The sequence below is a fragment of the Pseudomonas sp. B19(2017) genome (assembly GCF_002113165.1).
Taxonomy (GTDB): domain Bacteria; phylum Pseudomonadota; class Gammaproteobacteria; order Pseudomonadales; family Pseudomonadaceae; genus Aquipseudomonas.
This window is the reverse complement of sequence record NZ_NEJR01000055.1, coordinates 1-667: the sequence shown is the minus strand read 5'-3', so window position 1 is coordinate 667 and position 667 is coordinate 1. Positions and strand designations below refer to the sequence as shown.

Sequence of the window (667 nt, the reverse complement as noted above, 5' to 3'; positions counted from 1 at the left end):
CACTTCCACCTGAGGGAAGTACACGGCATCGACTTCGGCGGAGCGGAAGTTGATGTGGATGACCTCGGTGCCACCACGGACCATGAAGAACGGCGGCTTCTCGATTACGTCGTGGCCGATGTTGACGATCAGGTCGGCGGCTTCGACGGCGCGGTGCACGAAGTCACCGGACGACAGTGCAGCGTTACCCAAGAAGCGCGGGTGGCGCTCGTCGACCACACCTTTACCCATCTGGGTGGTGATGAACGGGATGCCGGTCTTGTCGATCAGCTGCTTGAGGACCTTGGCGGTCATTTTACGGTTGGCGCCGGCGCCGATCACCAGGATCGGGTTACGGGCGTTCTGCAGTTTCTCTACGGCCGCTTCGATAGCCTTGTGCTCGGCTAGCGGGCGACGGCTCAGGCTAGGCGGGACCGGCAGGCTATCAGTCTGCTCGGCGGCGATGTCTTCCGGCAACTCCAGGTGCACGGCCCCCGGCTTCTCTTCTTCAGCCAGGCGGAAGGCTTCGCGCATGCGGGCCGGGATGTTGTCGGCCGAGGCGAACTGGTGGGTGTACTTGGTGATGGGATCCATCATGCCGCACACGTCGATGATCTGGAAGCGGCCCTGCTTGGACTTCTTGATCGGCTTCTGGCCGGTGATCATCATCATCGGCATGCCGCCCAGG

General features: G+C 62.5%; 1 pseudogene. It reads right to left on the bottom strand.

The annotated features are described in order from the left end of the window. Positions 1-667: pseudogene (locus CAF70_RS25995) on the bottom strand (thiamine pyrophosphate-binding protein); the annotation flags it as partial.